Source organism: Kocuria oxytropis (genome assembly GCF_040981195.1).
In the GTDB taxonomy this organism is placed as follows: domain Bacteria; phylum Actinomycetota; class Actinomycetes; order Actinomycetales; family Micrococcaceae; genus Kocuria; species Kocuria oxytropis.
Window position 1 is genome coordinate 139,972 of sequence record NZ_JAVFXA010000007.1, and the last position, 22,332, is coordinate 162,303.

General features: G+C 71.8%; 18 protein-coding genes and 2 tRNA genes. 5 read left to right on the forward strand and 15 right to left on the reverse strand.

The window, feature by feature from the left end; all coding sequences use genetic code 11:
* The first annotated feature begins 108 nt into the window (after positions 1 to 108).
* From QYM41_RS09265 to QYM41_RS09275, 3 genes are all read left to right on the forward strand, one after another.
* On the forward strand, positions 109 to 957 hold the full coding sequence (locus QYM41_RS09265; protein WP_368799459.1) for an MSMEG_6728 family protein: 849 nt from the start codon (positions 109 to 111) through the stop codon (positions 955 to 957).
* 86 nt (positions 958 to 1,043) lie between these two features.
* On the forward strand, positions 1,044 to 2,045 hold the full coding sequence (locus tag QYM41_RS09270; RefSeq protein WP_368799460.1) for a zinc-binding dehydrogenase: 1,002 nt from the start codon (positions 1,044 to 1,046) through the stop codon (positions 2,043 to 2,045).
* A complete protein-coding gene (locus QYM41_RS09275) occupies positions 2,042 to 2,842 on the forward strand; it encodes a GntR family transcriptional regulator (protein WP_368799461.1) in 801 nt (266 codons plus the stop codon). Before QYM41_RS09270 ends, QYM41_RS09275 begins: the two co-directional genes overlap by 4 nt.
* A 298-nt stretch (positions 2,843 to 3,140) precedes the next feature.
* On the opposite strand, the gene QYM41_RS09280 is transcribed toward QYM41_RS09275, so the two are convergent.
* The 4 genes from QYM41_RS09280 to QYM41_RS09295 all read right to left on the reverse strand — a co-directional run bounded on the left by QYM41_RS09280 (position 3,141) and on the right by QYM41_RS09295 (position 7,104).
* The gene (locus tag QYM41_RS09280) at positions 3,141 to 4,502 is read right to left on the reverse strand and encodes a sensor histidine kinase (RefSeq protein WP_438612576.1); all 1,362 of its coding nucleotides are present in this window, start codon (positions 4,500 to 4,502) and stop codon (positions 3,141 to 3,143) included.
* 83 nt (positions 4,503 to 4,585) lie between these two features.
* Positions 4,586 to 5,278 (reverse strand): response regulator transcription factor, encoded by a 693-nt coding sequence (locus QYM41_RS09285; RefSeq protein ID WP_368799463.1) that lies wholly within the window; start codon positions 5,276 to 5,278, stop codon positions 4,586 to 4,588.
* Between the two features lie 333 nt (positions 5,279 to 5,611).
* Positions 5,612 to 6,409, reverse strand: coding sequence for a rhomboid family intramembrane serine protease (locus QYM41_RS09290; protein ID WP_368799464.1), 798 nt, complete (start codon positions 6,407 to 6,409; stop codon positions 5,612 to 5,614).
* 149 nt (positions 6,410 to 6,558) lie between these two features.
* On the reverse strand, positions 6,559 to 7,104 hold the full coding sequence (locus QYM41_RS09295) for a peptidylprolyl isomerase (protein WP_368799465.1): 546 nt from the start codon (positions 7,102 to 7,104) through the stop codon (positions 6,559 to 6,561).
* Between the two features lie 159 nt (positions 7,105 to 7,263).
* Here QYM41_RS09295 and QYM41_RS09300 point away from each other — a divergent pair, with 159 nt between their 5' ends.
* Positions 7,264 to 8,136 (forward strand): hypothetical protein, encoded by an 873-nt coding sequence (locus QYM41_RS09300; RefSeq protein ID WP_368799466.1) that lies wholly within the window; start codon positions 7,264 to 7,266, stop codon positions 8,134 to 8,136.
* Between the two features lie 233 nt (positions 8,137 to 8,369).
* Here QYM41_RS09300 and QYM41_RS09305 read toward each other — a convergent pair whose 3' ends face one another.
* The 11 genes from QYM41_RS09305 to dnaA all read right to left on the reverse strand — a co-directional run bounded on the left by QYM41_RS09305 (position 8,370) and on the right by dnaA (position 21,435).
* Entirely contained in the window at positions 8,370 to 9,689 is a 1,320-nt protein-coding gene (locus tag QYM41_RS09305; protein WP_368799467.1) for an Nramp family divalent metal transporter, read from the reverse strand.
* 205 nt (positions 9,690 to 9,894) lie between these two features.
* A tRNA-Ala gene (locus QYM41_RS09310) sits at positions 9,895 to 9,970 on the reverse strand.
* A 12-nt stretch (positions 9,971 to 9,982) separates the two neighbouring features.
* Positions 9,983 to 10,105 carry a DLW-39 family protein gene (locus tag QYM41_RS09315; protein WP_368799468.1) on the reverse strand — a complete coding sequence of 41 codons (123 nt, stop codon included), beginning with the start codon at positions 10,103 to 10,105 and terminating at the stop codon, positions 9,983 to 9,985.
* A gap of 33 nt (positions 10,106 to 10,138) precedes the next feature.
* Positions 10,139 to 10,212: transfer RNA gene (locus QYM41_RS09320), tRNA-Ile, on the reverse strand.
* 94 nt (positions 10,213 to 10,306) lie between these two features.
* Positions 10,307 to 10,960 carry a DUF3566 domain-containing protein gene (locus QYM41_RS09325; RefSeq protein WP_368799469.1) on the reverse strand — a complete coding sequence of 218 codons (654 nt, stop codon included), beginning with the start codon at positions 10,958 to 10,960 and terminating at the stop codon, positions 10,307 to 10,309.
* Positions 10,957 to 13,650, reverse strand: coding sequence for a DNA gyrase subunit A (gene gyrA / locus QYM41_RS09330; protein ID WP_368799470.1), 2,694 nt, complete (start codon positions 13,648 to 13,650; stop codon positions 10,957 to 10,959). The genes QYM41_RS09325 and gyrA overlap by 4 nt, the downstream gene beginning before the upstream one ends.
* A 90-nt stretch (positions 13,651 to 13,740) precedes the next feature.
* Positions 13,741 to 15,828 (reverse strand): DNA topoisomerase (ATP-hydrolyzing) subunit B, encoded by a 2,088-nt coding sequence (gyrB, locus tag QYM41_RS09335; protein WP_368799471.1) that lies wholly within the window; start codon positions 15,826 to 15,828, stop codon positions 13,741 to 13,743.
* A 348-nt stretch (positions 15,829 to 16,176) separates the two neighbouring features.
* Positions 16,177 to 16,857 (reverse strand): DciA family protein, encoded by a 681-nt coding sequence (locus QYM41_RS09340; protein ID WP_438612573.1) that lies wholly within the window; start codon positions 16,855 to 16,857, stop codon positions 16,177 to 16,179.
* A complete protein-coding gene (gene recF, locus QYM41_RS09345) occupies positions 16,854 to 18,071 on the reverse strand; it encodes a DNA replication/repair protein RecF (protein WP_368799472.1) in 1,218 nt (405 codons plus the stop codon). Before recF ends, QYM41_RS09340 begins: the two co-directional genes overlap by 4 nt.
* Before the next feature lie 36 nt (positions 18,072 to 18,107).
* Positions 18,108 to 19,232 carry a DNA polymerase III subunit beta gene (dnaN, locus tag QYM41_RS09350; protein WP_368799473.1) on the reverse strand — a complete coding sequence of 375 codons (1,125 nt, stop codon included), beginning with the start codon at positions 19,230 to 19,232 and terminating at the stop codon, positions 18,108 to 18,110.
* 619 nt (positions 19,233 to 19,851) lie between these two features.
* Positions 19,852 to 21,435, reverse strand: a complete 1,584-nt coding sequence (gene dnaA, locus QYM41_RS09355) for a chromosomal replication initiator protein DnaA (RefSeq protein ID WP_438612577.1) — start codon at positions 21,433 to 21,435, stop codon at positions 19,852 to 19,854.
* A 672-nt stretch (positions 21,436 to 22,107) separates the two neighbouring features.
* Between dnaA and rpmH the strand changes: the two genes are divergently transcribed.
* Positions 22,108 to 22,245, forward strand: coding sequence for a 50S ribosomal protein L34 (rpmH, locus tag QYM41_RS09360; protein ID WP_019181680.1), 138 nt, complete (start codon positions 22,108 to 22,110; stop codon positions 22,243 to 22,245).
* Positions 22,246 to 22,332 lie beyond the last annotated feature (87 nt).

Sequence of the window (22,332 nt, forward strand, 5' to 3'; positions counted from 1 at the left end):
ACCGGGGCGGTGCCGCTCCCCGCGAGGGCCGCGGGACCCCCCGGTCCCGCGGCCCTCGCGGGGAGCGCTCCGGTGGTGGGCGCCGCGGATCCGTAGGACACTGGGGCCGTGCAGACCTTCCTCCCGTACCCCGACTTCGCCCGCTCCGCACGCGTGCTCGACCGCAAGCGGCTCGGCAAGCAGCGGGTGGAGACCCTCCAGGTGCTGCGCGCGGCCACCGTGCCCGGGTACGGGTGGTTCCGCCACCCGGCCACTGCCATGTGGGCGGAGCACGTCTCCGCCCTGGTCGCCTACGGCCGCGCGATGGTCGACGAGTGGACCGCCCGCGGCGGGGCCGACAGCACCGGGTGGCAGATCCGGGAGTTCGCCCCCCGGGCCTGGGACGGCGGTCCCGACGACGACGCGGCCCCACCGCCCCCGTGGCTCGGGGACGAGGCGCTGCACCGCTCCCACCGGTCGAACCTGCTGCGCAAGGACGAGGAGCTCTACCGGGACGCCTTCCCCGGCGACCCCGCCGGACTGGACTACGTGTGGCCCGTTCCCGCGGAGGGCCGCACGCCTCCCGCCGAGCCGCCGCACGGCCGGCGCGCCTGGGTCCTGGCCCCGGGGGCGCACGGGACCACGGGCGGCGGCGCGGTCCTGGTGCCGTTCCGCGTCCCGGAGGGCGTGCGGGAGAGCCACTGGGTGCGGGCGGTGGCCCGGGTCGAGCAGGAGCTGCGGGAGGGTGAGCCCGTGCTCCTGCTGCACGGTACGCCCGGTCCCGAGCAGGTCGTGGAGCGGACGGTGCTCGCCGAGAACGTGCACCACGCCGTCGCGGGCTTCTCCCTCGAGCTCGAGCGCGGGGAGCGCCTCCTGCGCCGGGACCTGCCCGCCCCCGCCCGCCTGCAGTCCCCGCGGCCGGTCTTCGCGGTCCCCGCCGAGGCCGTCGACGCTCTTCCGGGCGGCTCGCGGGGTTAATCCGGCGTCACGCTCGTCCCCGGGGTGGCTGCGTGGGTAGCATGTCACCCACCGGCGCCCGGCGCGCCCCACCCCAGGAGGCGCGCATGCGAGGGTCCCACGTCCCCACCACCGGCACGATCACCGTGACCGACTGGCCGGACCCGCAGGCCCGGGAGCCCGGTCAGCTGGTGGTGCGCATGCTGCACGCCTCGATCTGCGGCTCGGACCTGCACACCGCCTTCCACGGCCTGCTCCACGCGGAGGGTCCGCGCCGGCCCGGCTATCCCGGTCACGAGGGGGTCGGCGTGGTGGTCGAGTCCCGGTCCGAGCGCGTCCCGGAGGGCGCCCTGGTGCTGACCGTCCCCCCGGGCGAGACGGGCGGGTGCTTCGCGGAGCTCCAGCTGCTGGACGACCTGCACGTCGTGGAGCTGCCCGCCGGCACCGACCGGCAGGACTCGCTCGGGCTGCGCCGGCTCATGATGGCCCAGCAGTACGGCACGTGCCTCTACGCCATGCGGCAGTTCTGGCCCGTCGAGACGCCCGCCCGGCGAGCGCACACGTGCGTGGTGATGGGCGCCGGATCCGCCGGGCTGTTCTTCGTGGAGGAGGCCCGGAGGCTGGGCTTCGAGCACGTCGTGAACTCCGACCTGGACGCGCAGCGGCTCGAGGTCTCCCGCAGGCTCGGCGCGATCCCCGTGCAGGTACCGGACCAGGACCTCGCGGCGGTGGTGGCCGAGGTGACCGGCGGCCGCGGCGCCGACCTCGTGGTCGAGGCCGTGGGGCACGACGTGCTCCGCGACCAGGCCGTGGACCTGGCGGCCGACCGGGGCGTCGTCGGCTTCTTCGGTCTGCCGGAGCGGCACGGGCCCACCGAGATCCCGCTGTGGACCGCGTTCCGCAAGAACCTGCGGCTGCAGTGCTCCGTGGCCGCGCAGGCCGAGCCCGGGCTGACGTCCTTCCGGGAGGCCCTGCGCCGGATCTCCGAGGGCGAGATCGACGTGGAGCACTGCCTCGGCCCCGAGTACCCCCTCGAGCGGATCGCGGAGGCCATGCAGCGGGCCGAGGAGCACCGGCCCGGGGACATCAAGCTCACGATCACGCCGTGACCACCCCCTCCGGTTCCGGGGACCCGTCCCCGGACGACGACCGCCCCGGGGCGGGACTGCCCGCCCTGCCCTCGGTCGCCGCCAGCACCGGCAGCTCGCTCGCCGTGCAGGTCATGACCGCGGTGCGCCGGGCGATCACGGCGGGGGAGATGGAGCCCGGGCGGCTGTACTCCGTGCAGCAGCTGGCCTCCGCCATGGAGGTCTCCCGCAGCCCGGTGCGGGAGGGCCTGCTGCGGCTGGGCGAGGCCGGGCTGATCCGCTTCCACCGCAACCGCGGCTTCGAGATCGTCGAGGTCAGCCCCACCGACGTCGCGGAGATCTTCGCGGTGCGCACCGCCCTGGAGGTGCCCGCCGCCCGGCGGGCCGCCCGGCTCGCGGGGCCCGCGGAGCTCGACCGCGTCCGGGACCAGTGGCACGCGATGCACGAGGCGGCCCGTGCCGGCGACCTCGAGGCGGCCGCCCGGGCGGACGAAGGACTGCACCGGACGCTGCTGCTGGTGGCCGGCAACGCCCAGGCCGTGCGGCTCGTGGAGCAGCTGCGCACCACGACGGCCTTCCTGGGCGTGGTGGCCGCCACGTCGCGGCGGCCCCTCGACGAGCTCGCCGGGGAGCACGACCCGCTGGTGCGCTGCGTCCTCGCGGGGGACGAGGAGGCGGCGGCACACGCCATGCGCGAGCACCTCGCCTCGACGGCGCGCCGGCTCGTCGCCCAGGCCCTGCTCGCCCAGCACACGCCCGCGGCGCGCGTCGAGGAGCTCACCGCCCGGGTCTGGGGCGACGCCGCCGCCGGGTACTGAGCCGGGGCGGGGACGGCCGAGCGGAGGGGCCGGGGAATGCCCCGGCCGGTCCGTCGACGGGCCGGGGCACTCGGCACGGCTGCCCGGGGGTGCCTCCGTGCAGGCCGGACAGGACTGGGGGGCTCCTGCCGGTCACGGCCACCGTAGGGGGACCCCGTGACCCTCCGGCCAACGGAGGGTGAACAGCCCGTGCCGAGGGCCGTCGCGGGGAACGCCGCTCGGCGCCCGGCAGCGGGGGCTCCGGGCGCACCGGTCCGGCGCGTCCCGTCGACGACCGGCCGCGGCGCCACCGGAGACCTCAGTCCTCGTCGGGCCCGTTCTCCCGCGGCAGCCGCACCGTGAAACGGCAGTGGCCGCCCCGGTCCTCGTCCGCAGTGATGGTTCCCGCGTGGGCCGTCACGATCTCCCGGCTGATGGCCAGGCCCAGCCCGGAGCCGCCGGTGTCCCGGGTCCGGGAGTCGTCGAGCCGCACGAAGCGCTCGAACACCCTCTCCCGGTCCTCCGGGGCGATCGTGCCGCCGTCGTTGACCACCTCCACGACCGCCTCCGCCCCCTCCGCCCGCAGGGAGACCGAGATCCAGGAGTCCGCGTGCCGTTCCGCGTTGGAGAGCAGGTTGCGCACCACCTGCTGGAGCCGGCTGGCGTCGCCCCGGACCCGCACGGGATCCACCTGCACGCGCACCTCGTGCCGCGAGGCCGGGCGCATCCGGGCGATCTCCTCCCGCACCACCTCGTCCAGGTCGGTGTCCGCGGTGCGCAGGCGCAGCCCGGCGTCGTCGATCTTCGCGAGCGTCAGGAGGTCCTCCACGAGCCGTCCCATCCGGCGGGCCTGGGACCTGAGCACGGGGGCGACCTCCGGCCACGCCGCCCCCGACGGGTCGGAGGCGGCCACCTCGATCGTGGTGGTCAGCGTCGCGAGCGGGCTGCGGAGCTCGTGGGAGGCGTCGGCGACGAACCGGCGCTGCGCGCGGTCGGAGGCCTGCAGCCGGTCCAGCATCCCGTTCATGGTGGTGGCCAGCGCCGCGATCTCGTCCCGGGTGGGCGGCACGTCGACCCGCTCCCCCAGTCGGGCCGTGCCGATGCGCCGGACCTGCCCGGTGATCCGCCGCACCGGGGCGAGGGAACGGCCCACCAGGAACCACATGAGGGCGGCGCCGAGCAGCGACAGCACCGGCCCGCCGACCAGCAGGAACAGGGACACGGTCCGGAGGGTGCCCTGCTGCAGCGCCATGGGCACCGCCACGGTGAGCGTCAGCGGCCGCCCGTCCACGTACATTCCGTGCGCGACATACACGAAGTCGTCCGTGCCGGGCACCGGCCCCTCCCCCTCCGCCGCGGATTCGGCGGACTCGCCCGGCTCCAGGACCGGCACGGAGAGGTCCGTGTCCAGGGCGCTGGCGGGCGAGGCGGCCACCACGCGGCCCTCCTCGTCCTGCAGCTGCACGATGACCCCCGGCCGGCCGAGCCGCAGCATCAGCTCCCCGAGTCCGGCGCGCGTGAACACGGCCGTCTCCCCCGCCGTCCCCCCGGCGCTGCCCGGGCCCCAGGGCACCCCGAGGTCCTGCAGGATCTCCGTCTGCCGGGCCACGGCCTGGTCGTGCGCGGCGCCGACGGCCGCGCGGCTCAGGACCTCGAGCAGCACGACCCCGGCCACGGCCATCACCAGGAGGATGAGCAGCGCGGCGGCGGCCGTGCTGCGCTCCCGCACCCCCCACCGGTCGAGGAGGCCCCTCCGGGCGGAGCTCACGGGGCCGGGCTCCCGGGCTCGTCGGGGACCAGGCGGTAGCCCATGCCGCGCACCGTCTGCAGGGTCGAGAGGCCGAAGGGGGCGTCGATCTTCTTCCGGAGGTAGCCCACGTACACCTCGACGATGTTCTCCGAGCCCTCGAAGCCGGAGTCCCAGGCGTTGTCCATGATCTCGAGCTTCGAGACGACCTTCTCCCGGTTCTGCATCAGGAACTGGAGGATGACGTACTCCTTGGCCGTGAGCTCGAGCGCCTGACCGCGGCGGGTCACCGTCCGCCGGACGGGGTCGAGCTGCAGGGACCCCACCGTGAGCACCACCGGCCGCTCGGGCGCGCCCCGGCGGATGAGGGCCCGGAGCCTGGCCACGAGCACCAGGAAGCTGAAGGGCTTGGTGAGGTAGTCGTCGGCCCCGAGGTCGAAGGCGTCGGTCTGGTCGTACTCACCGTCCTTGGCCGTGAGCATCAGGACGGGGACCCAGTTCTCGGCGCTGCGCAGGTCCTCGAGCACGCCGTAGCCGTTCCGGCCCGGCAGCATCAGGTCCAGCACCACCACGTCGTAGGGGTTCTCCCGGGCCAGCCACCCCCCGGTGATCCCGTCGTGGGCGACGTCGACCACGAAGCCCTCGTTCGTGAGACCGCGGCGCAGCGACTCCGCGAGGTCCACCTCGTCCTCCACCAGCAGCACGCGCACGTGCCCTCCCGTTCTCGTCCGTGGGCGCGGCGGGGTCCGCCCCCCTCCAGTGTTCCGCACGGAACCTGAGGACTGGGTGAGAACACCGTCCCGGACGCCGGTTCGGGACGGCTGCTCCTTCCCCGCGTCCTCCCCACCCGGTGCACAACGTTGTCCACAGGTGTGGAGAACCGTGTGCACAGGCCGCTCTCCACAGCGTTATTAACAGCTGTGGAAGGCGTCATGGTGCTGTCCACACCGTTGGTCACAGGTGTGGAATTCCACCGGTGTGATTTGTCGACAGCTGGGGACAACTCCTGTGGACGACACGCGCCGGCCGGACCGGCCACGGCGTCATCGGCGGCGGTCACCGCGCCGCCGGCGGGTCGCCAGGGTGTAGCCGAGGGAGACCAGGGCTCCCGTGAGCAGCCCGCCCAGGTGGGCCTGCCAGGCGATGCCGGGGAAGAGGAAGCCGAAGACCACGTTGACGCCGATCAGCACCGCGATCGGCGTGATGGACTGCCCGAGGTGGCGCTGCAGCACGAAGAGGGCGCCGAACAGGCCGAAGACACCGCCGGAGGCGCCCACCACGAGACTGAGCGGGTGCGAGAGCAGCAGCACGCCCACGGAGCCGCCCAGGACGGAGAGCAGGAAGAGCAGCAGGAACCGGCCCCGGCCCAGGGCCGGCTCGAGCATCCGCCCGAACAGGTAGAGCATGTACATGTTCAGCAGCAGGTGCAGCGGACTGGACATCGAGTGCAGGAACCCGCTCGTGAGCATCCGCCACGGCTCGGACGTCGTGGTCACGGGCGCGTAGGCGAACAGCTGCAGCACGCTCACCCCTGCCGCCCGGCCGAGCCACTGCAGCGCGTAGACCGCCACGTTGACAGCGATGAGCCACCAGGTGACGAGCATCGGGGAGCCGGACGCCGCCCGGCCGCCGAGGCTCGTGCGCACGTCCGGGCGCGAGCGCACGGACTCCTGCACGCAGTCGACGCAGTGCACGCCCACCGCCGCGGTGCGCTGGCACTGCGGGCACGTCGGACGCCCGCAGCGCTGGCACGTCACGTACGCCGGACGGTCGGGATGGCGCGGGCACACCGGGATCTCTCCCCCGGTGGACGCGCCGTACTGCGGTCGCTCGCCGCTCACTGGGACTCCTCCTGGGCCGGTCCGCGGCCCGGCTCGCTGGACGGGGTGGATGTCGACGGGAACGGCGCAGGCCCGCCCGGATCGCTCCGGACGGGCCTGCGCCGCTCGTCCCCGTCCCGGCGGCGCCGGAACGGGGAAATTGCTCGGATCTAGAGCTGCTCGACGTCGATCGAGGTGATCACGCAGTCCTCGACCGGGCGGTCCATGCCGCCGGTGGGGACGGTGTTGAGCTCGTCGACGACCTTCCGGGACGCGTCGTCGGCCACCTCGCCGAAGATCGTGTGCTTGCCCTGCAGCCAGGTGGTGGGCGCGGTGGTGATGAAGAACTGGGAGCCGTTGGTGCCCTTGCCGTTGCGCTTGCCGGCGTTGGCCATCGCCAGGACGTAGGGCCGGGAGAAGTCGAGCTCGGGGTGGATCTCGTCGTCGAACTCGTAGCCCGGCCCGCCGATGCCCTGGCCCAGGGGGTCCCCGCCCTGGATCATGAAGTCGCGGATGATGCGGTGGAAGACCACGTCCTGGTAGAGGGGCCCGCTCTGCTTCTCGCCGGTGCGCGGGTCGCTCCACTCCTGCGTGCCGTCCGAGAGACCGATGAAGTTCTTGACGGTCTTCGGGGCGTGGTTGCCGAACAGGTTCACGACGATGTCGCCGTGGTTCGTGTGGATGGTCGCCTTGGCGGTGGGAATGGCAGAAGTCATGCGCCCATTCTTGCACGGTGCCCCGGGACCCCCCGGGGCGGCGTCACGGTGTTCAGCGCACAGTGAAAAGCCCCGGCATCGAGCGGCGCACCCTCCTGCCGGGACGGCTCTGCCCGTATGCTGACACTGGATTGTCACGACCCGAGGAGGGATGGATTCATGAGCTTCAAGAAGTCCAAGAGCGAGAAGAAGGCCGTCGCGGCGCAGAAGGCCACGGAGAGCAAGGTGCTCGACGCCGGCAAGTGGGCGTCCAAGGAGATCGGTGAACTCGCGCCCCGGCTCCAGCACAGTGTCGAGGCGGGCGCCGCGGCTCTCGCCGGGGGCGTGGCGACCGCCGGCCCGAAGGTCCAGGAGGGGCTCGGCCGCGCCCACGAGCTCTCCGACTCCGCGAAGCTCAAGGCCGCCGCGGTGACCGCCCCGGTCGCGGCGAAGGCCGCCAAGTCCGCGGGCCCCGTGGCCGCGAAGGCCGCCGACCGCGCCTCCGAGGGGCGCGCCGCCGTGCAGGCGAAGTACGCCGGTGCCGCCGCGCTGCTCGCGGGCAAGTTCGCGGACGCGGACACCCCGGAGCAGCTCGAGGCCATCGTCGCGAAGCTCACCGGTGACAAGAAGGCCGTGGCCAACGCCAAGAAGGCCGCCGCGAAGGTCGCCAAGGACTACGCCAAGCAGCAGAAGAAGGCGGAGAAGTCCCACAAGGGCCTGCTCCTGCTGGGCCTGCTCGTGGCCGGCGGGGTGGCCGGCGTCGCCGCCTGGAAGGCGTCGCGCCCGGTCGAGGATCCCTGGAAGACCCCCGCGGCCACGTCGCCGCGCGTGACCGCGTCCCCCGTGGCCCAGCAGTCCACCGTGGCCGCCGGCACCGGCGTGCAGGTCGACGACGTCAAGGACGCGACCACCCCGGCCGGTCAGTCCGGCGGGGTCTCGGAGGCCGCCGCCGAGGTCAAGGACAACGCCAAGTCCGTCGGCGACGACGCCAAGACCACGATCCACGAGGTCAAGGAGCAGATCCAGGGCAAGAAGGACGAGAACGAGGCCTGAGCCCCGCCCGTCCGACCAGAGGCCCCCGCTCCCGCACGGGAGCGGGGGCCTCTGCCGTCCCGGGCGCCGTCGCCCGGGCGCCGTCGCCCGGGCGCCGCTGCCCGGGTGCCGCGGTGCGGAATCCGCGGCCCGGTCCCCGCTGCCCGGGCACTGCCGCCCGGGTGCCGCGGCGCGGAATCCGCGGCCCGCCTCCCGGGTGCCGCCGTGCGGGACCCGGGGAGCGGGGGCGTGGGTCAGCCCTGGAACCAGACGATGACGTCCTGGAGGGTGTCCCACGCCTGGTAGAGGCCCAGCACGGTGAACAGCACCACGCACAGCCCGAGCATCACGTTCGTGAAGGCACGGTTGCGCCAGCGCTCGGGGGTGCGCCGGGTGTTCAGCAGCCAGATCAGGGTCAGGGCCAGGAACGGCATGAACAGGGCGCCGAGCACGCCGTAGAGCAGGATCAGGAACACCGGGCGGCCCAGCATGAACAGGAGCATGGGCGGGAACGTCAGCCACAGCAGGTAGAACCGGAAGTACTTGCCGCCGGTCACGGTGTCCGGGTGGCCGCTGTGCTTGCCGCGGATGTTGCCCCAGAAGTCGGCGAACATCAAGGAGACGCCGGACCACACGCCCACCAGCGAGGAGAAGGACGCCGCCCAGAACCCCACGAGGAACGCGGTGCCGATCACGTCGCCGTACCGGTCCTTGAGGATCTCGCCCAGCTCGAGCAGGCCCTCGTCACCGGCGCTGATCGCGTAGCCCGCGGAGTAGAGCACCTCGACGCCCACGATGAGCATCGCGACCACGAAGATGCCGGTGACGGTGTAGGCGGCCGCGTTGTCCAGCTGCATCACGCGCATCCAGCGCGGCCGGTACCAGCCCTTCTCCCGGAGCCAGTAGCCGTACGCGGCGAGGGTGATGGTGCCGCCGATGCCGCCGGCCAGGGCGAGGGTGTAGACGAGACCGCCCTCCGGGATGACCGGCACGAAGCCGGCGATCATGTCGGGGATGTTCGGCACGGCGATGACCGCCAGCCCCACCACCACGATGAACATGATGCCCACCATGAGTGCCGCGAGCCGCTCCACGAGGGCGTAGCGGCCGAACCAGACCATCGAGAAGCCGAGCAGGCCCATGACGATCGCCCATGCCCACAGGGGCAGGACGGGGAACAGCGCCGCGAGCGGCAGCGCCGCCGAGGACATGGCGGTCGCGCCGTAGACGAACCCCCAGATCAGGATGTAGGGACCGAAGTAGACGGTGGTCCACCGGCCCAGGGATCGCCAGCCCTCGAAGATCGTGCGCCCCGTGGCCAGGGAGTACCGGCCGGCGCCCTCGACGAGGATGATCTTCAGGACGGTGCCGAGCACCACGGCCCAGAGCAGGCCGTAGCCGAACCGGGAGCCGGCGGTGAGCGTGGCCACGAGGTCCGCGGCACCGACGCCCGTGGCCGCGACCACGAGGCCGGGACCCACGACCTTCCAGCCGCTGACCCGCTCGAGCGGTTCGCCGGGGTCGATGCCCGGCAGGGGGGTGAGCGCCTTGTCGGCGAAGTCGTCTCGGGGCATGAGTTCTCCTGGGCTCCGGACCACTCACCTGGGCACCGCCGGTGAGCTCGCCGGGAAAAGGGTCGGGGACGCGCCCAGTCTGCCACGAGATCCCCGTCCCACGTGCGACGGGTCCGGTCGGGCAGACGCCGGGCAGGACCGCCGGGCCAACGGGTCCGGAGACGACAGGATCCCGACCGAGCGGGTGCTCGACCGGGATCCGGTGTGGTGGAGGCGAGGGGACTCGAACCCCTAACCCTCTGCTTGCAAAGCAGATGCGCTACCAGTTGCGCCACGCCCCCGCGGTGTGCGGGCTACTCGACCTCGTCGGTGGCGTCCGCCCAGGCGGACCTGTCGGCGTCGGCCTCACGCACCTTGGTGAGCACCGCGACCGACGCCCCGACCAGGGCGAGGACCGCGGCCATTTTCCTGTTCACGCCTGCCTCCTGACCTGCGGAAAAGGGTAACCGTGGGCGTACCAGGAATTGAACCTGGGACCTCTTCGTTATCAGCGAAGCGCTCTAACCGTCTGAGCTATACGCCCTCCACGGCCCTTGCGGACCGAGAAGAAACGATACCGGAGTTGCCGACCCGTGCCAAATCACCCGGCGGGGCGGCTCCCCGGCGACCGTGCCGGGTCAGTCGTCGGTGAGGGTGAGGCCGATCCCGCCCACGAGGGCCGCCGCGATGTTGTACAGCAGCGCCGCGAGCACCGAGAGGGCGGTCAGCAGGATGACGTTGACCACGGAGACGATGGTCGCGAAGATCGCGACCTGGCCCAGGGACAGGAAGTCCTTGACGTTCAGGGCCCCGCCGGCGCCGCCCAGCATCCCGAGCAGCTCGTTGATGCCGTCGAACAGGCCGGTGAGGTCCAGGACGATCCACAGCACCACCGCGGCGACCACGGTGATGATCCCCAGCGCGACGGAGAGCAGGAACGCGAGCTTGAGCACCGACCAGGTGTCCACCTTCGAGACCACGAGCCGGGCACGGCGCACCCGGGGACGCGGGGCCGGACGGACCAGCCCCTTCGTGGAGCTCGCGGGGCGGGAGCTCTTGGCCGGGGCGGAGCCGGACCGGGCGGCACCGGACGTCCCGGACCTGCCGGCAGCCGACTTGCCGGCACCGGAGGGGGTGGAGCCGGATCCGGACGTGGCGGACTTCGGTGCGGGCCGGGCGCTCGTCGAGGGTCTCGGCGTCCCGGACGTCGCCCCGGTCCCCGTCCGCGGTGCGGACGCGAGGGGGGAGCGTCCGGACTTGCCGGCGGCGTTGGAGCCGGAACTCGAGCTCATGCGTTACCTCCGTAGTTGTTCGGGTCCAACGCTACTTCATCGTTCCCCGTGTCCCCGGAACCGGGGACGGACTCGACCTCGTCCTCCGCCCCCTCGGGGAGGACGTCGGCCGTCTCCATCGTCTCGTCGAGCTGGACGTCCACCTCGGCCACGGCCTCGGCGTCGACCTCCTCGGCGATCTCCCGGTCCGCGTTGCGGGCCACCCCGGTGATCGCGTCCCCCTGCGCGGGCTTCGCGAAGATCACGCCCATCGTGTCCCGCCCCTTCGCCGGGACCTCGGAGGCACCGGTGCGCACGACCTTGCCGGACTCCATGACCACGAGGACCTCGTCCTCCTCGCCCACGATGATCCCGCCGACCAGCCGGCCGCGCTGCTCCGCGAGCTTGGCGACCTTGATGCCGATGCCGCCGCGGCCCTGCACGCGGTACTCCTCCACCTTGGTGCGCTTGGCGTAGCCGCCCTCGGTGACCACGAAGACGTAGGCGTCGTCGGTGACCACGTTGGCGGAGAGCAGCTCGTCCCCGTCGCGGAACTTCATGCCCGTGACCCCGGAGGTCGCCCGCCCCATGGGGCGCAGCACCTCGTCGCTCGCGGTGAAGCGCAGGGACATGCCGTTGCGGGAGACCAGGAGCAGGTCGTCCTCCGCGGAGGCCAGCTGGGCCGAGACGAGCTCGTCGTCGTCGCGCAGGTTGATGGCGATCACCCCGGCCGTGCGGTTGGTGTCGTAGTCCATCAGCCGGGACTTCTTCACGAGGCCGCGGCGGGTGGCGAGCACCAGGTACGGTGCGTCGCTGTAGGAGCGCAGCTCCATGACCTGCGCGATCCGCTCCCCCGGCTGGAAGGCCATCAGGTTCGCCACGTGCTGGCCCTTGGAGTCCCGGCCCGCCTCGAGCAGCTCGTACGCCTTGGTGCGGTACACCCGGCCCAGGTTCGTGAAGAAGAGGATCCAGTTGTGGGTGGTGGTGACGAAGAAGTGCTCGACGACGTCGTCCCCGCGCAGCTGCGCGCCCTTGACGCCCTTGCCGCCGCGCCGCTGGGAGCGGTACTGGTCGGAGCGGGTGCGCTTGACGTATCCGCCGCGGGTGATGGTCACGACCATCTCCTCCTCGGGTATCAGGTCCTCCATCGACATGTCGCCGTCGTAGCCGTACATGATCTCGGAGCGGCGGTCGTCGCCGAAGCGGGTCACGATCTCGTCCAGCTCGGAGGAGATGATGCCGCGCTGGCGCTCCTCCGAGGCGATGATCTCGGTGTACTCGGCGATGAGCCGCTCGAGCTCCGCGTGCCGGTCCTGGATCTTCTGCCGCTCGAGGGCCGCCAGCCGGCGCAGCTGCATGTTGAGGATGGCCTGCGCCTGGTCCTCGTCGATCTGCAGCAGCTCCATGAGCCCGGTGCGGGCGTCGTCGGCCGTCGGGGAGCGGCGGATCAGCGCGATGACCTCGTCCAGGGCGTCCAGGGCCTTGAGCAGGCCCCGCAGGATGTGGGCCTCGGCCTCGGCCTGCCGCAGCCGGTACCGGGTCCGCCGGACGATGACGTCCATCTGGTGGGTGACCCAGTGCCGGATGAACGCGTCGAGGCTCAGGGTGCGCGGCACCCCGTCCACGAGCGCGAGCATGTTCGCGGAGAAGTTGTCCTGCAGCTGCGTGTGCTTGTAGAGGTTGTTGAGCACCACCTTGGCCACGGCGTCGCGCTTGAGCACGATCACCAGGCGCTGACCGGTGCGCCCGGACGTCTCGTCGCGGATGTCCGCGATGCCGGTGATCCGGCCGTCCTTGACGAGGTCCGCGATCTTCATCGCCAGGTTGTCCGGGTTCGCCTGGTAGGGCAGCTCCGTGACCACCAGGCAGGTGCGGTTGTGGATCTCCTCGACGCTGACCACCGCGCGCATCGCGATCGAGCCGCGCCCGGTGCGGTAGGCGTCCTCGATGCCCTTGTGGCCGAGGATCTGCGCGCCGGTCGGGAAGTCCGGGCCCTTGATCCGCTGCAGGAGCTCCTCGAGCAGCTCCTCGTTGGAGACCTCCGGGTGCTGGAGGTACCACTGCACCCCGTCGGCGACCTCGCGCAGGTTGTGCGGCGGGATGTTCGTCGCCATGCCCACCGCGATGCCGGAGGAGCCGTTGACCAGGAGGTTGGGGAACCGGGACGGCAGCACGACCGGCTCCTGGTTCTTGCCGTCGTAGTTGTCCTGGAAGTCGACGGTCTCCTCGTGGATGTCCCGGACCATCTCCATGGCGACGGGGGCCATCTTCGTCTCGGTGTACCGCGGCGCCGCCGCGCCGTCGTTGCCCGGCGAGCCGAAGTTGCCCTGGCCCAGGGCGAGCGGGTAGCGCATCACCCAGCCCTGGATCAGGCGCACGAGGGCGTCGTAGATCGCGGAGTCGCCGTGCGGGTGGTACTGGCCCATGACCTCGCCCACCACGCGGGCGCACTTGTTGAAGGAGCGGTCCGGGCGGTAGCCGCCGTCGTACATCGCGTAGAGCACCCGGCGGTGGACCGGCTTGAGCCCGTCCCGGACGTCCGGCAGGGCGCGCCCCACGATGACGGCCATGGCGTAGTCGAGGTAGGACCGCTGCATCTCCGTCTGCAGGTCCACCTGCTCCACGCGGTCGGTCAGCACGGGGGTGTTCTCGAGGTCGCCGCCGAGGCCTGCGTCCTCGGGGCTCTGTCCGTCCTGGGTCTCGTCACTCATGCGGTCTTTCCGTTCTGTCTGCTGGTCCTCGGTGCCCTGCGCCGGTCCCGCTCCCGGTCAATGCATTCCGGGTGGGACATATGTCGCGGATCAGATGTCGAGGAACCGGATGTCCTTGGCGTTCTGCTGGATGAACTCGCGGCGGGACTCGACGTCCTCGCCCATGAGCACGGAGAAGATCTGGTCCGCGGCGGCCGCGTCCTCCATGGTCACCTGCAGCAGCGTGCGGTGGTCGGGGTCCATCGTGGTGTCCCACAGCTCGGTGTAGTCCATCTCGCCGAGGCCCTTGTAGCGCTGGATCCCGTTCTCCTTGGGGATGCGCTGGTTGTTGGCGAGCCCGCGCGCCAGCGCCTCGTCCCGCTCGGCGTCCGTGTAGACGTAGTCGTGCGGGGCGTTGGACCACTTGATCCGGTACAGCGGCGGCTGGGCCAGGTAGACGAAGCCGTGCTCGATGAGCGGGCGCATGAACCGGAACAGCAGCGTCAGCAGCAGGGTGGTGATGTGCTGGCCGTCCACGTCCGCGTCGGCCATCAGCACGATCTTGTGGTAGCGGGCCTTCTCGATGTCGAAGTCGTCGCCGATGCCGGCGCCGAACGCCGTGATCATCGACTGGACCTCGGCGTTGGACAGCGCCCGGTCCAGCCGCGCGCGCTCCACGTTGAGGATCTTGCCGCGCAGCGGCAGGATCGCCTGGTGCGCGGGGTCGCGGCCCTGCACCGCGGAGCCGCCGGCGGAGTCGCCCTCCACGATGTAGATCTCCGACAGGGACGGGTCCTTGGACGAGCAGTCCTTGAGCTTGCCCGGCATCCCGCCCGACTCGAGCAGGCCCTTGCGGCGGGTGGTCTCCCGCGCCTTGCGCGCCGCCAGCCGGGCCTGGGAGGCGTTGATGGCCTTGCGGATGATCTCGCGCGCGGCGGCGGGGTTGCGCTCGAGCCAGTCGCCGAACCGGTTGTTCACCTCGCGCTGGACGAACGTCTTCGCCTCGGAGTTGCCGAGCTTGGTCTTCGTCTGGCCCTCGAACTGGGGCTCGGCGAGCTTGATCGAGATGACGGCCGTGAGGCCCTCGCGGACGTCGTCGCCCGTGAGGTTCTCGTCCTTGTCCCGGAGCAGCTTGTTCTCCCGGGCGTAGCGGTTCACGAGGGAGGTCATGGCGGAGCGGAAGCCCTCCTCGTGGGTGCCGCCCTCGTGGGTGTTGATGGTGTTCGCGTAGGTGTGCACCGACTCGGTGTAGGCGGTGGTCCACTGCATCGCCAGCTCGAGGGACATCTTCCGCTCCGTGTCCTCGGACTCGAGCGCGATGACGTCGTCGTGGACGAGGTCGGCCTTCTTGGCGGTGTTCAGGAACGTCACGTAGTCCAGCAGGCCGTGGTCGTACTTGTAGACGACCCGGCGGTGGCCGGAGCCGTCCTGGTCCTCGTGGTTGAGCCGTGCCACGTCGGTGCCGCCGTCGCGGCCCTCGACCGGCTCGGCGTCCGCGTGGGAGGCGGAGCGGTCCGAGGCGGAACCGGCGATCTCCTCCCCGGACTCCTCCGGGGCGCGCTCGTCCGTGAGGGTGATCCGCAGGCCCTTGTTCAGGAAGGCCATCTGCTGGAAGCGGGCCCGCAGCGTCTCGAAGTCGAAGTCGACGGTCTCGAAGATCTCGGGGTCCGGGTAGAAGACCTGGGTGGTGCCGGTCTCCGACGTCTCCTCCCCCTGGACGAGCTCGCCCTGGGGCCTGCCGCCGTCGGCGAAGACCATCCGCCACACGCGGCCCTGGCGCCGCACCTCGGTCTCCACGCGCCGGGACAGCGCGTTGACCACGGAGATGCCCACGCCGTGCAGCCCGCCGGACACGGCGTAGCCGCCGCCGCCGAACTTCCCGCCCGCGTGCAGGATGGTCATGACGACCTCGACGGTGGGTCGGCCCTCGGTGGGGTGGATGTCCACGGGGATGCCGCGGCCGTTGTCCACGACCTTCACGCCGCCGTCCGCCTGGAGGGTGATCTCGATGTGGTCGCAGTAGCCGGCCAGGGCCTCGTCGACCGAGTTGTCGACCACCTCGTACACGAGGTGGTGCAGCCCCCGCGGGCCGGTCGAGCCGATGTACATGCCGGGACGCTTGCGGACGGCCTCGAGACCTTCCAGGACGGTGATGTCACCGGCACCGTACTCGCGCTGCTGCGGATCCTCTGTTGCCACGGGTTCCTGGCTCCTCCTGTTGGGCACACCGGTCCCGCTCCGGACGGCACAGGAGAACGCCGATGAGACGCGCGGCGGCTCATCGGCTCGTGCAGGATCGGAACGGGTCGACGTCTCCGGGTGCCCGCGCCGCGGGCGTGGTTCCGCGAACGGCCGTGGGGGCCCGGTCCGTCGATTGCTGTCTGGTCTCGATTCTATCGGAAAACCTGGCCCCCGGGGGCTCCCAGACCCCTCTGAGCGGCCTGGAAAGGCCCTCAGGACCACTTTTCTCCCGCTCCGCGACCCCCGGGACGCCCCCGGGGTGCCGCAGCGCGCCACGAGGCCCCTCAGCGGCCCGGGGCGTCCGCCTCAGCCGTAGGTGTCCCGGGGGCCCCGGCCCTGCACCGAGCGGCGCCCCCGCTTCCAGCTCGGGGCCGCCGGGCCGAGGATCTCGATCCGGGTGACGATGCCCTCCCCCAGGTGCTCGTCGAACATCCGCAGCAGCTGGGGCACCATGAGCCGGAGGTTCGCGGCGTAGGCGGTCGAGTCGCACCGGACCCGCACCACGGTCTCGTCGAAGCTCTCCGGCCGGCAGTGCCCGGCGATGCCCGGGCCCACGAGCTCGTCCCAGCGGGAGAGCACCGAGCCCACGGCCACCGGCGCCTTCCAGCCGCGACCGGAGACGAGCCCGTCCAGGACCGAGCCGACGCCCCGGGGGTCGCGCGCGGAGCGCCCCGCCCCGGAGTACCCGCCGAGCGCCCGCGGGTCCACGTCGTTGCCCCGGCGGCCGAGCCGCTCGGCGGGGGACGCGGTGGCCGACTCCATGGCGGCCCCGAAGCCCTTCAGGTTGCGCCGCGCGGCCGCCCCGTACAGCCGGCCGTCCCCGCGGGCCTCCGCGGCACGGCGCATCCGGGTGAGCAGTGCCGCCGGGGCGTCGATCTCGTCCTCGATCCGCACGACCTCCGTCTCACGCACGTCAGGCCCGGGGACGGGCGGCCCCCCGGGCTCCCGGCCCCGGCGGGCGCCCTCCTCGCGCGGTGGCCGGGTCACGACGACGTCTCCTCCGGCGCCGGGGCGGCGACCTCGGGCGCCGGCTCGTCGTCCCGCACCGCTGTGCCGGGCCCCACCCGCACCACGTCGTGCGGGCCGGCGACGAGCTCGGGGGGCAGGTCCTCCTCGACGGCGGCGGTCACGAGCACCTGCTCGGCGGAGGCCACGATCGCGGCGAGCCGGCTGCGGCGGCGGGCGTCGAGCTCCGCGAACACGTCGTCCAGGACCAGGATGGGCGCCGCACCCTCCGTGGGGTCGTCGGCGAGGTGCACGTACCAGGAGCCGAGCCGCAGGGCGAGGGCGTAGGACCAGGTCTCGCCGTGCGAGGCGTAGCCCCGGGCCGGGGCCGCGCCGAGCAGCAGCTCGAGCTCGTCGCGGTGCGGGCCCACGAGGGTCAGCCCCCGCTCGAGCTCCCGCTGCTCCGAGGCCTCGCACGCGTCGAGGATCAGCTGGTGCAGGTCGGCCGGGCCGAACCCGCGCAGCCGCTCGGCGTCCCCGGCCGCGCTCTCGGGCAGCACCGAGGACACGTAGCGCAGGGTCGTCTCCTTGCTCCCGTCCGTGAGCTGGCCGTAGGCGGTCGCGACCTGGGGCGCCAGGGCGTCGATGAGCTGAAGTCGCGCGTGCAGGATGCCGGCCCCGGCACGGGCGAACTGGTCGTTCCACGCCGCCAGCGTGGAGCGGTGGGTGTCCGTGAACCGGCCGCTGCGGCGGGCGGACTTCAGCAGCGCGTTGCGCTGCTTGAGCACCTTCTCGTAGTCGGCCAGGGTGCCGGCGAGGACCGGGCGCATGGACTTCGCGAGGTCGTCCAGGAAGCGCCGGCGGTGGGAGGGATCGCCCTTCACGAGGGCGAGGTCCTCCGGGGAGAACAGCACGGTCCGCACGATGCCGAGCGCGTCCCGCGCCCGCACGGGGGAGGCCCGGTTGATGCGCACCCGGTTGGCGCGGCCGTCGTTGAGCTCGAGCTCCAGGACCGTCTGCTGCGGGCCCCGCCGCACCCTGACCCGGACGATCGCCCGCTCGGCGCCGAAGCGGATCAGCGGCCCGTCCGAGGACACCCGGTGGGAGGAGAGGCCCGCCGTGTAGTCCAGGGCCTCGACGATGTTCGTCTTGCCCACGCCGTTCGGCCCCAGGAACACGGTGGTCCCGGGGGCGAGACGTATGTCCAGGTGCGCATACGTCCGGTAGTCGAGCAGGGAGAGGTGGTCGACGAACACGCCGGGATCAGCAGCTTCCGGTTCCGGGCCGGGCGGTCATTGGCTGGGCAGCCGCACCGGCATCAGCAGGTACTTGTAGTCGTCCCGGTCCTCGCCCTCGGGCTCCGCCTGGGCGGAGAGCACGGCCGGCTTGGGCGGGGCCGTGAACGAGAACCGGACGTAGTCGGAGTCGAAGGCGTGCAGGCCCTCGGACAGGTACGTCGGGTTGAAGGCCACGGTGATGTCGTCGCCCGTCAGGTGGGCGTCGAGCATCTCGGAGGCCTGGGCGTCCTCGCCGGTGCCCGCGTCCAGGGCGACCTGTCCCTGCGTGAAGGCCAGGCGCACCGGGGTGTTGCGCTCGGCCACGAGGGAGACGCGGCGGACGGCCTCGACGAGTTCGGTGGTGCGCACCGCGGCCGTGATCGGGGTGTGCTCCGGGAACAGCGAACGGATCTTGGGGTACTCGCCGTCGATGAGCAGGCTCGTGGTCCGGCGGCCGCCGGACTCGAAGCCGACGAGCTCGGCGGAGTCGGACAGCGCGATGTTGATGTCCCCGGCCGGGCCGAGGGTCTTGGCGATGTCGTTGAGGGTGCGGGCCTTGATCAGGGCCGCCGTCGAGATGTCCTGGGCGCTGGGTCGCCAGGTGAGCTCCCGCATCGCGAGCCGGTACCGGTCGGTGGCGAGCAGCGTCATCTTCTCGCCCTCGATCTCCACCCGGACCCCGGTGAGGATGGGCAGGGTGTCGTCCTTGCTCGCGGCGATGTTGACCTGGGCCACGGCGTGGGCGAACTCGTCGCCGGAGACCACCCCGGAGACGTCCGGCAGCGCGGGCAGCTCGGGGTAGTCGGCGACCGGCATGGCCGCGAGGTTGAACCGCGAGGACCGGCAGGTCAGGGTCACCTTGCCCTCGTCGGCGTGCACCTCGACCGGGGCGGACGGCAGCGAGCGGCAGATGTCCGCGAGCAGCCGGCCCGAGACCAGGGTGGTGCCTTCCTCCTGGACGTCGGCGCTGATCGACAGGCGGGCGGAGATCTCGTAGTCGAAGCTCGCGATGGACAGCGCCCCGCCCTCCGCGCGGATGAGCAGACCGGACAGCACGGGCACCGGGGGCCGGGGGGAGAGGGACCTCGCGGTCCAGGTGACGGCCTCGGCGAGAACATCGCGTTCGACGGAGAACTTCACGAGAGGTTGCTGCCTTTCAGTCTGGGCCAGGACGGCGGAGCCACGGTCCCGGGCGGAACCGGGGCCGGCTGCGCCGCGAGGTGCAGCGGTGCGGACGGGGTCTTCGCCCTCTGCATCGTATCGGTCCGTTTCACGGGACGGCCATTCGGCCGTCCCGTGGCGAGAGTTCCTGTGATTCGGAGGGCCCGGCCGGGGTCGGAGGAACAGGATTCTTGTTGTTTGGCCAGATCTCTCTTTAAGGACAGGAGTGTTAATAACCGCTGTGGAATCTGTGGATAACTGCCTCCCGGCCAGTCGCCGGGCGGTTCGGGCCTGTTGAGTTCCTGTGATTCGCGGTCCACCGGAACAGCCTCCGCCGGTGGACGGATTCCGCGTGGTTCCGCGGGTTCCACAGCCTGCCGCCGAGTTGTGCCGAGGTTCTCCACCGGTGGAGCCGGGTATTCCACAATTTTATCCACAGGTGTGGGTTCTGTCCTGTGCACAGGCGCTCCACAAGGCCGGATCTCCTGTGCAGAAGGGTGCCGCGGAGCCCGGGATCCCGCGGGCGGAGCCTGTGGACGAATGACAAAAAGGCCCGGCGGATTTCCGCCGGGCCCTGCGCAGGACGTCGTCCCGGGTCTCAGCCCTCCCGCTGCTGCTGCTTGATCCGGTTGGTCAGCTCGGTGACCTGGTTGAAGATCTGCCGGCGCTCGGCCATCAGGGTGCGGATCTTGCGGTCCGCGTGCATCACCGTGGTGTGGTCGCGGCCGCCGAGCTCCTGGCCGATCTTGGGCAGCGACATGTCGGTCAGCTCGCGCAGCAGGTACATCGCGATCTGCCGGGCCGTGACCAGGGTGCGGGTGCGGGACTTGCTCTTGAGCTCCTCGAGCGTGATGTCGAAGTAGACCGCGGTCTGGGCCAGGATCGAGGCGGCGGTGATCTCCTGCGCCCCGTCGTCCGTGATCAGGTCCTTGAGCACCAGCTCCGCCAGGGGCAGGTCCACGGCCTGCTTGTTCAGGGAGGCGAACGCGGTGACCCGGATCAGCGCGCCCTCGAGCTCGCGGATGTTGGTGGAGATGTGGGAGGCGATGTACTCCAGCACGTCGTCGGGGGCGTCCATGCCCTCGCTGGTGGCCTTCTTCCGCAGGATCGCGATGCGGGTCTCCAGCTCCGGCGGCTGCACGTCGGTGATCAGGCCCCACTCGAAGCGCGAGCGCATGCGCTCGGCGAAGCCCGTGAGCTGCTTGGGCGGCATGTCGGAGGTGATCACGATCTGCTTCTCGTGGTTGTGCAGCGCGTTGAAGGTGTGGAAGAACTCCTCCTGCGTGTGCTCCTTGCCCGCGAGGAACTGGATGTCGTCGATCAGCAGCATGTCCACGTTGCGGTAGATCTCCTTGAAGGAGGAGCCCTCGTCGTCGCGGATCGAGTTGATGAAGTCGTTGGTGAACTCCTCGGAGTTCACGTAGCGCACCCGCACCTGGGGGTAGAGGCGCTTGGCGTAGTGGCCGATCGCGTGCAGCAGGTGCGTCTTGCCGAGTCCGGACTCCCCGTAGATGAACAGGGGGTTGTAGGCCTTGGCCGGGGTCTCGGCCACCGCGAACGCGGCGGCGTGGGCGAACCGGTTGGACTGGCCGATCACGAAGGAGTCGAAGACGTACTTGGGGTTCAGCCGCGCGGAGCTGTCCCACTCCCCCACCACGGCGGGGGCCGTGCCGGTGTCGTGGACCGGGCGGCGGGGCGGTGCGGCCTGCGGGTCACGCGGCGGCGGCAGGGTCCGGTCGCCGGTGCCCAGGGCGCCCCGGGACTCCGGTTCCGCCGGCGGAACCGGCACGCCGGCGGGCTGCCGGTCGAGACCCGGCGCACGCCGGTCGACGCCCACCGCATCGGCGGTGTCGGCGTGGTCGACCCGTGCGGGCAGGTCGGTGCGGTTGCGCTCCGCCTCGAGCTCACTGATCGGGGGCAGAGCCGGTGCGGGCGCCGGGGCCCCGGTCTCCGGGGCGGGAGCGGTCTCGAGATCGGCGTCCACCACGAACGCCACGAGCGTCTCGGGGCTGAAGGCGCGGCCCACGGAGGACCGCAGCACGGAGGCCATCTGGTTCTGGAAGAACTCGCGGGTGAGCTCGTTGGGGACCGCGACGAGCAGCGTGGTGCCGATGAGACCCTGCGGCTGCGCCAGGGAGATGAACCCCCGGTAGCGCCCCGTGGTCATGGGGTCCTCGTACATGTACTGCACGCATTCCGCCCACTGCGCACTCAGCGCCTGATTGTCCTGCGTGCCCACACGTACTCCTGCTGTCGTCGAGATGTCGTCGGGATGACGAGGCGGTGGACGGATCGTCCCGGCCCCGCGGCGGGGATCTTGTCCACAGCGTTGTTCACAACGGTGGAAAAGCTGTCGGGGGCCAGCCGCGAGTGCCAGCCTAGAACATGCGCCGAACCTGTTCATAGCTGTTTTCCAGGGCCTCCGGGAACTACAGACGTGTAGTTCGGGCCCGGATCCGCGCCGTTCCGCGGTGGGAGCCGAACGGGTTTTCCACAGGATGTGATGAAGATCCGTGCACAGCTGTGGGTAAGATGTGGACTGCACAGCGGCGCCGCGTTCCCCGGCACCGGCCCCGCACTCCACCCGCCCGGGATCCAGCACCCGGACCAGCACCCGATACCGCTCTCCCCCGGCCGCCCCGACCGCGGCGCCGGGGCCTGCGGCCACCCGCCGCCGATTTGACCGCCCCCTGACCGTTGTCTAGGGTGGAACAGTCTTTTGTGTCCACTGTCATGCCCATGCGCATGCTCGGACGCATCCACCAGCACCGCTGTGACCGTTCCCCCGTCCGCGCCGATCCGGTGCGGCGAGCACGTGGATCGGGCGCACACCCTGACGCCTTTGGAGTAACCAGTGAGCAAGCGGACTTTTCAGCCGAATAACCGCCGTCGCGCCAAGAAGCACGGCTTCCGTGCCCGCATGCGCACCCGTGCCGGCCGCGCCATCCTCGCCGCCCGCCGCAGCAAGGGCCGCACCGAGCTCTCCGCCTGAGCCGGTCCGTGTCGGCGCCGGCAGTCCCGACGACCGCCCCGCGACGGGCGGTCGTCGGCGTGCCGGAGCCGCCCGGGCCGCCGGTCG